Here is a 12,563-nt window from a genome sequence, read left to right as displayed (position 1 = left end):
TGCTGCGCGCTCGTGCAGTGCCTGGCTCAGATTACTTTAGTCATCCGACGACCACTCATGAAACACAAGAGGCCCCCCATCGCGGTCAGTGCGCTCAACGCATAGAACATCGTGGGGGCCGGGGTATGCATCAGCAGGTATCCGCAGATCACCGGGCTCAGGGCGCCACCCAGCGCCGCCAGGTTTTGCGCGCCGTAGTAGCTGCCGCGCAGTTCTTCCGGGGCCAGGGTGTCGACGAAAAGGAATTCGGCCGGGTAAATGATCATTTCACCGAGGGTGAAAATGAACATCGCCACGCACCAGCTCACCATGCTGTCCGCCAGGCTGAAGCCGATCAGGCCAAGAATGAACAGGCTGGTGCCTGCGGCGATCCAGTAGCGCAGCTTCTCGCGATCGAGGAACCGACCGATTTGATATTGCAGCAAAATCACACTGATGGCGTTGCAGGCGAGCAGGGCGGCCATGATGTCCAGCGCGCGTTTGGAATCGTGGGTCACCAGCAGGTATTGCGACAAGTAGAGGGTGAAGCGTCCGTGCACCACCGTGCTGAGCAGGCAGCCGCAGGTGAACATGATCAGGGTTCGGTCGTTTTTCAGGGTCTTGAGCGTCTTGAGAAAACTCGGCGGTTGACCAATGACCGGCGTTGACGCGGCATCCCTGGGGATGCCGGTCATCAGGAAAATGCTGGAAAACGCGATGCCAGCGGCGATCAGGAATGGCCCGATCGGATAGACACCGGCAATCACCACGCCGAGCATGGGACCGGTGGCATAGCCAATGTTGGTCAGGGTGTAGCGCAGGGAAAACGCCTTGGCGCGCTGGCCCACGGGCAGGTTTTCGCTGAGGATCGCTTTTGAACCGATAAGGAACAGCGCCGACGCGGTCTCGGTGATCACCACGGTCATGGTGGTCAGGTAAAGGTTTTCGGCAAAGGTCAGCAGTATGAAACCGATGGCGCTGGAGAACATCGCCAGGATCAGCAGTCGGCGCTTTTCCAGGCGGTCGATGACATAGCCGCCATACAGCGCCAACAGGGTGGCGACGAACACCGCGATACCGAGCAGCAAACCGACGTCTTGTTGGTTGAGGCCCAACTTGTTGCTCAGGAATAGCGTGAGCAATGGACTGGTAATGGCACGGCTGACCACGATTGTCAGCGAAACGATCATCAAGCGCCGAATAACGAGCGAGTAAGTGGCCACGGTGGTGTAAATGTCCTTATTCAGATTTTCGGCGTTCGCCGCAATGTCCCGTCGCTGCCATCGCGGACCAGCCAGCGATCCAGCGTGCGTACCGATTGCAGTTCTTCGATGCGCCACAGTTGCCGCAGTAATCCTTCAGCCTGTTCCCGCGGCATCACCCGCATCGTCAAGCTGAAAAACTTTTCCTCCAGGGCCACATCGCTCAGCGGATTGCCTGGCGCGCCCAAGGGCACTTCTACGCACAAACTTGCCTGCCGGCCATCCACGGTGTGCAGCGTCACCACCGGCTCGCCATCCTCGGACAGGCGCGGGTCCACTTCAAGGTGAATACGCGACAGCCATTGGGTCATGCGCGGATCGTTGCGTTGTAAATCGTCATAGGCCTGCAATCGGCAATGCCCTTGCACCAGCCGCGCGGCCAAGGCATACGGCAGGCTCATTTGCGCAGCGGCAAGGGTGCTGACGTCCTGAGCGCCACACATGCCGTGGAGAAACCCGCTCAGCGCAACCTGTACGGATTCGACCTGGTCGCTCCGTACATTCAAGTGTTCCAGCAGCAGGCCCAGGGCGTCGATGGCCGAGTGGGTTCCGCGGCAGGAGGCGTAGGGTTTGATCGAGCAGCGGGCGAGTTTCCAGACCACACCGAGGTCTGCATCCAGCGCTTCTGGCATCGAGGTCGTTGGGGCGAGGGTTTTTAGAAAACCACCCCAGACCTCATCGAACAACTGTGTAGGCCCGCTGATGCCCTGTTGGGCAAACCTCGCCGCCAATAGCCCACCTTCTGCGGCGCGTCCGCTGTGCAGTTTTTTGCTTTGTGAGCCGTCGTGGATGAAGGCCCACAGACCACCGCTGAAGCTGCCGGCAATGCCTAGCGCCGCGAGCGTTTGCCGCGCATCCAGGCCCAGGATGCGCGCACTGGCTGCTGCTGCGCCGAAGACCCCGCAGGTCGCAGTGGAGTGCCAACCTGCGCCGTTGTGGGCTGAGTAGCCACCGCATGCTTCGAGCACCCGACGGCCGACTTCGTAGCCGATCACTACGGCGCTGATAAACTCACGACCACTCACTGGCCGCGCGAGCAGCGAAACTGCCGCCATCACCGCCGGCAGCACAACGGCACCGGAGTGATCGCAGCCGCCGGTGTCGTCCAGCTCCAGAACATGGGCGGCGACACCGTTGAGCAGCGCTGCCTGAGCCGCGCAAACCTGCAAGTCAGTGCCCCAGACCGACACCTCACCCGCTTCACCAGCGAACACCTTGCGCGCCTGTTCGGCGACACCACTGTCGGCTCCGGCCAGCGCTGCGCCGAATGTATCGAGAATGTGCCGCTTGGCTTGCGCCACCAACGCGGGCGGTAAATCTTCAAAGCGCAGATCAACACAGAATTGCGCCAGGCGTTGCAAACGCTCGCTCATAAAACGTAATCCCGATAATGTCGCTCGTAAACTGACGCCGGATGATCCTCAGCGACCGGCGCCGCGGTTTCTGCCCACCACTGCGCGACCTCGGCACCCGTGGCGATCCATACGTCATCGTGCTGTTGAATGCCCTCGATCAACTCGCGCAACACGCCTATCCGTCCCGGCGTGGCGATGATTTCCGGGTGCAGGCGAAGCACATAGCAAAGGCCAAAACGATGAAACCCGGCGAAGTCCATTTGCAGGTTGCCCAAGGTATGGCTATAGGACGCGATCCGCGATTGCGCCGGTGGCACCGCCGGGCTCAAGTTGAAGGCGAAGTAGGGCTCGTCTTCCAGTTCATAATGCAGGGGTAGTTCAATGACGCTGGGGGCGGTCGGGTGCGCGAATGGCAGGTCATCGCCGCGCCACGACGAGGACCAGAGAATGCCCTGGTCGTTCAAGGCCTCGATGAACCCCGGCGCACCATTGCCCGCCGGGATTCGAAAGCCGACCGGGCGCTGGCCGGTCAACCCGGCCAAGGCCTCACAGCCCTTGGCGATGTCATCGCTTTGCGCGGCCAGGTCCAGCTTGTCGTAGTTCTGGTGACGATAACCGGCGCAGGCGATTTCATGGCCGTTGGCCTGGATCGCCTGAATGTGTTCGGGGTTTTCCTGCGCCACGATACCGGGGACAAACCAACTGCTGGAAACCCCGAGTTCCTTGAACAGGCCGAGCAACCGCTCCACGCCGCGTTGGGTGCCATAGCGCCAGACCGACAAGGTCTTGTCACGCCCGGCGACTTCCGGGGCCTGGGTAAGGATGCCGTGGATGTCGTTGTAATCGACGGTCAGTATCACCGTGCAGCGATAGCCTTTCGGCCAGAGAGTGGAATCAGCCATGGTGATGCTCCTTCAGCCACCAGTGGGCGACATCGCGACAAGTGGCGAACCACACGTCGTCGCGTTGGCGCATGTGTTCGAAGAGTTTTTCCAGCAGCAAGATACGCCCCGGCTTACCGGTAATCTTGGGGTGGAACAGGGTGGTCAGGCATAACCCTTCGTCCATCGCGCCGTCGTATTCGCGGCACCAGTTATCCAGGGTCAGCGCGTAGCTGGCGGTGCGGTCCAGCCCGGAGGGGAAGTTCGGCGCGCGGGTGTAGGCGAGGGAGGCGTAGTCGTCCATTTCCCAACGGCCAGGGATTTCCACCAGCGGCGTATCGAACCCCGGCACGTTCACCAGGTACGGTCGGTCATCGCCGCGCATGCTGCTGGAGTAGCTCACGCCAGCTTGCATCAGTATGGCCGGGGTGTCGGTACGCCAGTCACCGGACGGCGTACGAAAGCCTTCGGCGCGGATGTTCAGGTGTTTCCAGAACACCTTGCGGGAGGTGTCCATCACCGCTTTTTGCTGATCCGGTGTCAGGGTGTAAAAGGATTCGTGTTTGTAGCCGTGATACGCCACCTCATGCCCGCGCTCGACAATCGCCTGGCACTGGCTCGGCCAGTTCTCTACGACCCAGGCCGGGACGAAGAAGGTTGTCGGGATACGGAACTCGTCGAGCAGGTCGAGCAAGCGTGGTAGCGCCCGGTAAGGGCCATAGCCACCGAAACCGAAGTACTCGGGCTTGCGCCAGATCGAGCCATCGAGCATGGCGTCACCGGTCGGGCCATCGAGGTCGAAGGCCAGGGCCATGCAAGCCTTGTGCTGATCGGGCCAGGTGGGTTGGGGTGAGGAGGACATCTGCGGTGCTCCAATAAGCTTTCAAGTACACAACCCATCCCTGTGGGAGCGAGCTTGCTCGCGATAAAGCCGGCACATTCAACATCTTCGTTGACTGACACACCGCTTTTGCGAGCAGGCTCGCCCCCGCATTGGATTGAGGGACTGCGCGGTTACTTCCCGGCGTTGATGGTCACAGTCTTGATCGCACCCAGCTCCAGGTCCCACTTCTTCAGGATCGCCTGGTAGCTGCCGTCATCGATCATGCTCTGCAGCGCGACCTTCACCGCTTCACTGAGCTCAGGTTTTTTCTTGCTCACGCCCAACCCGGTGTACTGCTCGGAGATCGGCAGGCCCACGGTCTTGTACATGTCCTTTTCCTGGGTCTTGAGGTAGGGCAGGGTTTCGCTGCCCTGCATGGCCGCATCGATGCGGCTCTGACGCAGTTGCGCACGGGCATCGGCCGAGCCTTCGGTGCCGATCACATTGATCGCAGGCTTGCCGGCGGCTTCACAGTTGGCCTTGCTCCACTCGGCGATTTCCGTCGGGAAATTGGTGCGGCGGCTGGTGCCGACCTTTTTGCCGCACAGGTCGACGATCTCGTTGGTGTCCTTGTTTTTCTGCAGCGTGTAGAACTGCGGACCGCTGGTGAAGTAGTCGATGAAGGTCACGCTGGCCTGACGTTCGACGGTGTCGGTCATGCCCGACAACACCATGTCCACGCGGTCGGTGGTCAGGGCGTTGATCATTTGTTCGAAGCCGGTTTCCTGCCATTTGATCTTCACCCCCAGGCGTTCGGCCAAGGCATTGCCCAGGTCATAGTCCAGGCCGGTGAGGGTGTTGGTGGCCGGATCCTTGAAATCCATCGGCGGGTAGTTCGGCATGATCGCTACGACGATTTCGCCCTTGGCCTTGATGCTGGCCGGGAGTTCGGCAGCGAAGGTGAAGCCGGATGCCATAACGCCTGCGAGTACTGCTGGAATAACGAAGTTCTTCATGGTCGTTCTCTTATGAGTGTTATGAGCGCCAACGGGCGCCTAGGTTCGAACGGCAGAAATGAAGCTTTGGGTGCGAGGATTTTGCGGACTTATTAGTATTTCTTCGGGGCTTCCAGCCTCCATGATCTGCCCGTCGTCCATGAACACCATGCGGTTGGAAACCTCGCGAGCGAAGCCCAGTTCATGGGTGACGACGATCATGGTCATGCCGGTCTGCGCAAGATCGCGCATCACCGACAGCACCTCACCGACCAGTTCCGGGTCGAGTGCCGAAGTGGGTTCATCGAACAGCATCAGCTTGGGGCGCATGGCCAATGCGCGCGCAATGGCGACGCGTTGCTGCTGGCCACCCGAAAGCTCGATCGGATAGCTGTTGCGCTTGTCGGCCAGACCGACGCGGGCAAGCAATTCCAAGGCTTCTTCGTTCGCCTCTTTGGGAGAACGCTTGAGCACCTGGCACGGCCCTTCGATGATGTTCTGCAATACGGTCATGTGCGGAAACAGGTTGAAACGCTGGAACACCATGCCGGTGGACAGGCGTTGGCGGGCGATCTGCGTTTCGTTGAGTTCGTGCAGTTTGTTGCCGACGATCCGGTAACCCACCAGTTCGCCGTCGACCCACAGACCGCCCTTATCGATTTTTTCCAGCTGGTTGACGCAGCGCAGCAAGGTGCTCTTGCCCGAGCCAGACGGGCCGATGATGCACAGCACTTCGCCTTGCTCGACTTCGATGTTGATGTCCTTGAGCGCGTGGTATTGGTCGTAGTACTTGTTCAGGCTCACGGCCTTGACGATGCTTCTCATGGGGGGCTCCTCAAGAACGCTTGCCAGCGCCGCGGGCGAAACGACGCTCCAGACGGCTTTGACCAAAGGACAGGACGGTGACGGTGGCCAGGTACCAGATGCCGGCGACGATCAGCAGCTCCATCACGCGGGCGTTGGCGTAGTAAATGTTCTGGGCGTTGTAGAGCAGTTCCGAGTACTGGATGACGCTCGCCAGCGAGGTCATTTTCACCATGCCGATGAACTCGTTGCCCACCGGTGGAATGATGATGCGCATGGCCTGGGGCAGGATGATTCGACGCAGCGCTTGCAGGCGCGGCATGCCGATCGACTTGGCGGCTTCATACTGGCCGGTGTCCACCGAGAGCAGGCCGGCACGCACCACTTCGGCGGTGTAGGCGCCTTGGTTGATGCTCAAGCCAAGCAGCGCCGCCACGAATGGGGTCATGAGGCTCACGGTGTCTATTTCGAGCAGGCCGGGGATGCCGATGGTGGGGAAGATCAGCGCCAGGTTGAACCACAACAGCAGTTGCAGAATCAGCGGTGTACCGCGAAACAACCAGGTGTAGGTCAGTGCCACGTAGCGCAGGATCGGGTTAGCCGACATGCGCATGATCGCGGTGATCACGCCGAAGACGATGCCCAGCGCCATCGCCAGCACCGCCATGACGATGGTGTTGAGCAAACCCCACATTATCGCTTGGGAGGTCAGGAACTGGCCGATGTACGACCATTCGATCTTGCCTTCGGCGAAGGCGCGCACCAGGCCGATGATCGCGATGACGATCACCGTGGCGAAGAAGATCCTTCCGTAGTACCGCCGGGGCACATGATCGTACTGGGTGATGTCGAACTGGTTTTCCGCCAGCTTGCGCTCCGCCTGGAGTCGTTCTGCCTGTGTCTGGCTCATGTTGGTTCTCCGTCCTCGGTTTCGGCGCTATCGCTGTGGGAGCGAGCTTGCTCGCGATAGCGGTGGGTCAGTCCACATTGATGTTGAAGGTGAAACCGTAATCGCGAGCAAGCTCGCTCCCACAGGTTTGATGTGCTGCGTCAGAGGCGGAAGCCCTGATAGTCCTCGGTCCATTGCTGCTGGGCGGCGAGGGCGGTTTTCAGGCGGCCAATCTGTTCGCGCACCTGTTGTGGCGCGGTTCCGCCCCAGCCGCTGCGGGCGGCGATAGCGGCTTCGAGGGTCAGGCTTTCGCGTACTTGCGGTGTGAGGCGCGGGTCGATTTCCGCCAGCAGTGCGGGCGAGGCTTCCCACAATTCGATGTCGTGTTTCTCGCAAGCCTGGACCAATGCACCGGTGATCTCGTGAGCTTCCTTGAATGGCACGCCGCGCACCGCCAGCCAGTCGGCGACTTCGGTGGCGAGGGTGAAGCCCAGTGGTGCCTGGCGACGCAGTTCTTCGACGTTGACCGTCATGGTCGCAACCATTCCGGCCATGGCCGGCAGCACCAGCAACAGGGTATCGACGCTGTCGAGCACACCGTTCTTGTCTTCGCTCAAGTCGCGGTTATAGGACAGTGGCAAGGATTTGAGGGTGGCCAGCAGGCCAGTCAAGTTGCCGATCAGGCGTCCCGCCTTGCCCCGTGCCAGTTCGGCGATGTCCGGATTCTTTTTCTGCGGCATGATCGAACTGCCGGTGGCGTAGGCATCATCCAGCGCGACCCAGCGGAACTGCCGCGACGACCACAGGCAAAACTCTTCGGCGAGGCGCGAGATGTTGATGCCGAGCATGCTGGCAATGAACAGGAATTCGGCGACGTGATCGCGGCTGGCCACGGCGTCGATGGAGTTTTCGCAGACACCGCTGTAGCCCATTTCTTTTGCCGAATACTGAGGCAGGCGAGCGATAGCCGAGCCAGCCATGGCCGCCGCACCCAGTGGCGACAGCGACGTACGCGTGTCCCAGTCCACCAGGCGCTGCACGTCGCGCAGCATCGACTGGGCGTGGGCCAGCAGGTGATGAGCAAACACGATCGGTTGTGCCTGCTGCAGGTGGGTAAAGCCGGGGCAGATGCTCTCGATGTGTTGCTCTGCCTGCGCCACCAGCGCCTGCTGCAAGCCCAGTACTTCAACGGCCAGGGTGCGGACATGGTCACGCAGGAACAGCCGCAGGTCGTTGGCGGTCTGGTCGTTGCGCGAACGACCGGCACGCAGCTTGCCGCCCAGGGCGCCAAGACGTTCGGTCAACAGGCGCTCGATGAAGGTATGGACGTCTTCGTCATCCAGGGTCGGGGCGATGCTGCCAGTGCGGTAGTCCACGCCGATGCGCTCCAGGGCGTCGAGCATGGTCAGGGTTTCCTGTTCGTTCAGCAGTCCGGCGCGCTGCAACTCCCGGGCATGGGCCTTGGAGCCGGCGAGGTCGTACGGGGTGAGCCGGAAGTAGCGCTCAGGGCAACGGGACAGGGCCGCCAAGGCTTCGGATGGGCCGCTGGTGAAGCGAGCACCCCAGAGACGGTCGGTGGTTTGGAACATTGTTGTTTTCCTCGTCGGTAACGCGAACTGAATAGGGATTGCGGGCCGAAACGTCGCTGGAAAATAAGCGAGCGAAATCAGGCCAGGGCAGTTTTCAAGAGGGCAGTTGCAACGGAGCGAGAGCTGATCGAAGTGTCAGCTTTTAATGTTTCGAGATCAGTGGTTTGGCACTGATATTCGGGATTTATTGGCGGTTGCCAAGCCTGGTTTTCTGTGTTCATTATTATTAGGCCAGCTATATTTTTGTTGTTGGGCACAGGTTGTTGAATAAGGCGCCAGAGGTAAATAAGCATTATGGAAACCCCACTTTCCAATTCCGGAAACCCGCCGCCGAAACCGCTGCAACGGGCACCGTTAGCCCTCAGTGGACTGGACTTCAAACTGCTCAAGGTGTTCAAGGCCGTGGTCGAGGCAGGAGGTTTCAGTGCCGCGCAAAATGAGCTGAATGTGGGGTTGGCAGCCATCAGCAAACAGATTTCCGACCTGGAAATCCGTATCGGCATGCGCCTTTGCACACGGGGGCGAGAGGGTTTTCACCTGACGGAAGAGGGGCGTCTGGTGTATCAGGCGTCAATAGACTTATTTGCCTCGGTCGACAACTTTCGAGATCGTCTTAGTTCGGCACAAAATGAACTTGTCGGTGATCTTGGGGTGGGGGTTATTGATAATACGATCTCCGACTCTAATTCTCCGTTAGTTGCCGCGCTTAGGCGTATAAACGAACAATCTCCGAAGGTCAGGTTTCAACTTCAGGCTACGCAACTCGATGAGGTTGAAAGAGGTGTCGTCGAGGGCCGATTGGTGGCGGGAATCGTGCCGATTTATCAAAAGCGCGAAGAGTTCGATTACTACGCGCTATACGAAGAGCGCTCGGAGGTTTATTGCGCGCTCGGCCATCCGCTGTTCTCCATGGCGGACGCGGACATGGGGGAAAATGTGCTCAAGGATTACGAGTGCATCAACCATCGCTACGCGATTCATCGCGACAAACTGAAATTTGCCCACTACGACAGCTTTTCCGCCTCGGCAACCCAGGTGGAGGCCGTTGCACTGCTGATCAAGACGGGGCGTTTTCTGGGGTTCCTGCCCCAGCACTATGCCGCGCCGATGGTAGCGCGGGGAGAGTTTCGCGCGGTGCGCCCAGACCTGTTCTACATCGTCACGCCGTTCAGTTTGATACTGCGCCATAACATTGTACGCAGCCCCTTGGTCAAGGCATTTGCCCAGGCATTGGGCGTGGACTTGAAAGCCTCGGTTTGATTGTTTGCGGCGATAAGCACTAATGGTCCCCTGGCGGCGAATGAGGACAATTTGACCATGCTTAAAGCCTGGCATTTACAACAATGCGCACGCCTTACTAGTCGGCCTGTTTGTTGCGTCGATTGATTGAGTTCACAGCCGAATGCTGCCAGTCAAAGCGTGGTGAAGCCGGTTGCATCGGATTGATGAACCGGGTCATGGATGGTCTATGTGCGGGCAGCCACGGAAGCCTGAAAAAGAAATCTTCGAGCACTTAAATTAAGTGGTCGGCGAACAGCCTCATCTTGCGAAACCAGGTCGGGTAGTGATCGGGTTGGGCACCGCCCGGCCAGGGAAGAGGTCAGTAAGCGGTTTTCTTGAAGGGACGCGCGGATACACCTCGATAAAACGACAGAATGGCCAGCACCTGTACCACGACCGCGCCTGTCACGACGGCGCCGATGGCGTGATTCTGATCGGTGAAGGCGGAGCGCAGCAGGCCGAAAAAGGCCGGGGCGAAGGCGTAGGTGGCCTGGCTGATCGCGACCATCAGGGCGATCACCCTGGCGGTTTGTTCACGGCTGAACTCGGCCTGGGCAATCAGTGGCGGCAACGATGTGGCATTGCCGATGCCCGAACCGATCAGCGCCACGGCTATCCAGGCCACAGTCGGGTGAAGGTCCAGGCCGAGAAGCATCAGCGTGCCCAGCACCTGGATGGCATAACCGAGGCAGGCCAGTTGTCGGCGGTTCATGCCTTGGATCATCAGGCGTGCGGCGACGTATCGCCCGCCCATCGCACTGGCAGTGGCCAGGCCCATGGCGAATGAAGCGTCATGGGCTCCCATGCGCCCGACCAGGATCGAGTACAGGTGCGCGATCAAGCCGATCTGGGCGAACAGCCCCAGGGACATGCCGGCTGCCAGTGTGCGGAAACGTGCCGACCTGAGCGTCTGCATGGTGCTCCACGGCGTGGCGCTGGCGCTGATCGGCAGGGGTTCGGGCTGGTCTGCATTGTCGGGATGTTGTCCCAGGCTTTGTGGGCTTTTGCTGAAGACCAGGAAGGCGAGGGCGCCTATCAGCAGCACGGCGATGACGCTGATCACCAACGCCGCCATGGCGAAGCCGAAACGCTCGATCAGCAACACCCACAGCGGCGAAAAGATCACGCCACCCAGGCTGGCGCCGTTGTAGGCCTTGCCCAGGGCCTTGGGTCTGTCCTTGACGTACCACGGAGCGATCAGGGTGTTAACGGCGGCGGCACCCAATGTCACCCAGCCGATACCCGAACAGACGGCGCCGGCATACAGCACCCATAGCTGGTCGGCTTGAGCCCAGATGTTCACGCCGATGCCCAGGACGATGCTGCCCAGTAGGGTAATGGCGGGTATTCCGAAGCGTGCGTAAAGTCGTGGCAGGTTGGCGATGACGATCGTGCCGCTGAGAAAGTGCAAGGTAACGGCAGTCGAAACCTGGGCGATCGGCCAACCCGTGCGCTCCATGACCGCTTGCATATAGATCGGTGGCCCATAGAAGCCGACCCCCCAACCGATAATCGCCAGGATGAACGTGCAGGTCAGTACGGTTTTTCCAAAAAAACGGGTGTGTGTCATCGCCATCTCCTCCAAGTTGGCTCATAGCCTATGGGCTCGACGGGTTCCTCACTTCGAGGTGCGTCGAACAATGGATGTCGAGTGGGTGATCGTCAGTCCAGCAATCTGGCTCGGAGTCTGTAAAAAAATATTCGCATCGGATTGTCGATTTCGGCCAACGCCATTCGATTAGCCCATAGAGCCGCCACACGGACGGCTTGATCCATCCACTCTCAGGAGATCAGAGCATGCGATTTATGGTGATCGTCAAAGCCAGTCCGGAATCGGAAGCCGGACAGATGCCCAGCGAAGAACTGTTGGCCGCCATGGGCGCCTACAACGAAGAATTGGTCAAGGCCGGGGTGATGCTCGCCGGTGAAGGCCTGCATCCCAGTGTCGAGGGCGTGCGTGTGCAGTTTTCCGGCAAGGACCGGACGGTGGTCGATGGGCCCTTCGCTCAAACCAAGGAGCTGATCGCCGGCTTCTGGATCTTCAAGGTCCAGTCATTGCAGGAGGCCATCGATTGGGTCAAGCGCTGCCCGAACCCGATGGTCAGCGACAGTGAAATCGAGATCCGCCAGATCTTCGAGCTCGAGGAGTTCGGCGAGTCCTTTACGCCGGAATTGCGCGAGCAGGAAGAACGCTTGCGGGCGCAGATGTCCGGTCAATCGTGAAGCCGACTACAGGAGAACCCACCATGAGAATCATTCCCTACCTGACCTTCGACGGTCGTTGCAAAGAGGCCTTTGCGTTGTACCAGAAGGTGCTGGGCGGCGAGCTGTTTTCCATGTCCTTTGCCCAGGCGCCTGAGGAAACCGGCATGCCCAAGGATCCCGACCTGATCCTGCACACCTGCCTGACCGTCGATGCTTTCAGCCTGATGGCCTCTGACTGCCCGCCAGGCCAGCCGTACAGCAAACCGCAAGGCGTGTCGGTTTCCCTCAACGTCGACAGCGTGGAGGAGGCCGAGCGGCTGTTTAAGGGCTTGAGTGTCGGTGGCAGCGTGCACATGCCCTTGGCGAGGACCTTCTGGGCGGAACGCTTTGCCATGTTCGAAGACCGTTTCGGGATCGCCTGGATGGTCAATTACGAGGGCGGGCAATAAGTCGAGCGCTGCCTGGGTCGCGATGCGTCGCGGCGCTCGCGACACTCCTCA

Annotated in this window: 12 protein-coding genes; 3 read left to right on the top strand and 9 right to left on the bottom strand. The window is 60.0% G+C overall.

The genetic code is table 11. The features are described 5' to 3' along the window. Positions 1-26: 26 nt before the first annotated feature. From DTP52_RS10470 to argH, 8 genes are all read right to left on the bottom strand, one after another. Positions 27-1,202, bottom strand: a complete 1,176-nt coding sequence (locus tag DTP52_RS10470; RefSeq protein ID WP_256594251.1) for an MFS transporter — start codon at positions 1,200-1,202, stop codon at positions 27-29. Positions 1,203-1,222: 20 nt separating this feature from the next. Continuing rightward, positions 1,223-2,614 carry an MmgE/PrpD family protein gene (locus tag DTP52_RS10465; RefSeq protein ID WP_109753293.1) on the bottom strand — a complete coding sequence of 464 codons (1,392 nt, stop codon included), beginning with the start codon at positions 2,612-2,614 and terminating at the stop codon, positions 1,223-1,225. Further along, on the bottom strand, positions 2,611-3,498 hold the full coding sequence (locus DTP52_RS10460) for a polysaccharide deacetylase (protein WP_109753292.1): 888 nt from the start codon (positions 3,496-3,498) through the stop codon (positions 2,611-2,613). Before DTP52_RS10460 ends, DTP52_RS10465 begins: the two co-directional genes overlap by 4 nt. Further along, positions 3,491-4,339, bottom strand: coding sequence for a polysaccharide deacetylase (locus DTP52_RS10455; RefSeq protein ID WP_109753291.1), 849 nt, complete (start codon positions 4,337-4,339; stop codon positions 3,491-3,493). Before DTP52_RS10455 ends, DTP52_RS10460 begins: the two co-directional genes overlap by 8 nt. 152 nt (positions 4,340-4,491) lie before the next feature. After that, positions 4,492-5,316, bottom strand: a complete 825-nt coding sequence (locus tag DTP52_RS10445; RefSeq protein ID WP_109753290.1) for an ABC transporter substrate-binding protein — start codon at positions 5,314-5,316, stop codon at positions 4,492-4,494. Between the two features lie 39 nt (positions 5,317-5,355). After that, entirely contained in the window at positions 5,356-6,120 is a 765-nt protein-coding gene (locus DTP52_RS10440) for an amino acid ABC transporter ATP-binding protein (protein WP_109753289.1), read from the bottom strand. Between the two features lie 10 nt (positions 6,121-6,130). Next, positions 6,131-7,009, bottom strand: coding sequence for an amino acid ABC transporter permease (locus DTP52_RS10435; RefSeq protein WP_109753288.1), 879 nt, complete (start codon positions 7,007-7,009; stop codon positions 6,131-6,133). 140 nt (positions 7,010-7,149) lie between these two features. Next, positions 7,150-8,577, bottom strand: coding sequence for an argininosuccinate lyase (gene argH, locus DTP52_RS10430; RefSeq protein ID WP_109753287.1), 1,428 nt, complete (start codon positions 8,575-8,577; stop codon positions 7,150-7,152). Positions 8,578-8,871: 294 nt separating this feature from the next. On the opposite strand from argH, the gene DTP52_RS10425 reads away from it, so the two are divergent. Further along, positions 8,872-9,837 (top strand): LysR family transcriptional regulator, encoded by a 966-nt coding sequence (locus DTP52_RS10425; RefSeq protein ID WP_109753286.1) that lies wholly within the window; start codon positions 8,872-8,874, stop codon positions 9,835-9,837. A 340-nt stretch (positions 9,838-10,177) separates the two neighbouring features. On the opposite strand, the gene DTP52_RS10420 is transcribed toward DTP52_RS10425, so the two are convergent. Beyond that, on the bottom strand, positions 10,178-11,428 hold the full coding sequence (locus tag DTP52_RS10420) for an MFS transporter (RefSeq protein ID WP_109753285.1): 1,251 nt from the start codon (positions 11,426-11,428) through the stop codon (positions 10,178-10,180). Positions 11,429-11,655: 227 nt separating this feature from the next. On the opposite strand from DTP52_RS10420, the gene DTP52_RS10415 reads away from it, so the two are divergent. Next, positions 11,656-12,081: a YciI family protein gene (locus DTP52_RS10415; RefSeq protein WP_109753284.1), complete on the top strand. Its 426-nt coding sequence runs from the start codon at positions 11,656-11,658 to the stop codon at positions 12,079-12,081. Between the two features lie 23 nt (positions 12,082-12,104). After that, a complete protein-coding gene (locus DTP52_RS10410) occupies positions 12,105-12,512 on the top strand; it encodes a VOC family protein (RefSeq protein ID WP_109753283.1) in 408 nt (135 codons plus the stop codon). Positions 12,513-12,563 lie beyond the last annotated feature (51 nt).

Origin of the sequence: Pseudomonas sp. 43mfcvi1.1 (genome assembly GCF_900115935.1) — a bacterium.
Taxonomy (GTDB): domain Bacteria; phylum Pseudomonadota; class Gammaproteobacteria; order Pseudomonadales; family Pseudomonadaceae; genus Aquipseudomonas; species Aquipseudomonas bijieensis.
This window is presented reverse-complemented; position numbering and strand designations above follow the sequence as displayed.

Bases quoted from the DNA above. Each gene is read 5' to 3' on its own strand.
- DTP52_RS10465 (WP_109753293.1), bottom strand. From the start codon at position 2,614: ATGAGCGAGCGTTTGCAACGCCTGGCGCAATTCTGTGTTGATCTGCGC.
- DTP52_RS10415 (WP_109753284.1), top strand. From the start codon at position 11,656: ATGCGATTTATGGTGATCGTCAAAGCCAGTCCGGAATCGGAAGCCGGA.
- DTP52_RS10425 (WP_109753286.1), top strand. From the start codon at position 8,872: ATGGAAACCCCACTTTCCAATTCCGGAAACCCGCCGCCGAAACCGCTG.
- DTP52_RS10435 (WP_109753288.1), bottom strand. From the start codon at position 7,009: ATGAGCCAGACACAGGCAGAACGACTCCAGGCGGAGCGCAAGCTGGCG.
- DTP52_RS10410 (WP_109753283.1), top strand. From the start codon at position 12,105: ATGAGAATCATTCCCTACCTGACCTTCGACGGTCGTTGCAAAGAGGCC.
- DTP52_RS10460 (WP_109753292.1), bottom strand. From the start codon at position 3,498: ATGGCTGATTCCACTCTCTGGCCGAAAGGCTATCGCTGCACGGTGATA.
- DTP52_RS10445 (WP_109753290.1), bottom strand. From the start codon at position 5,316: ATGAAGAACTTCGTTATTCCAGCAGTACTCGCAGGCGTTATGGCATCC.
- DTP52_RS10455 (WP_109753291.1), bottom strand. From the start codon at position 4,339: ATGTCCTCCTCACCCCAACCCACCTGGCCCGATCAGCACAAGGCTTGC.
- DTP52_RS10440 (WP_109753289.1), bottom strand. From the start codon at position 6,120: ATGAGAAGCATCGTCAAGGCCGTGAGCCTGAACAAGTACTACGACCAA.
- DTP52_RS10420 (WP_109753285.1), bottom strand. From the start codon at position 11,428: ATGACACACACCCGTTTTTTTGGAAAAACCGTACTGACCTGCACGTTC.
- argH (WP_109753287.1), bottom strand. From the start codon at position 8,577: ATGTTCCAAACCACCGACCGTCTCTGGGGTGCTCGCTTCACCAGCGGC.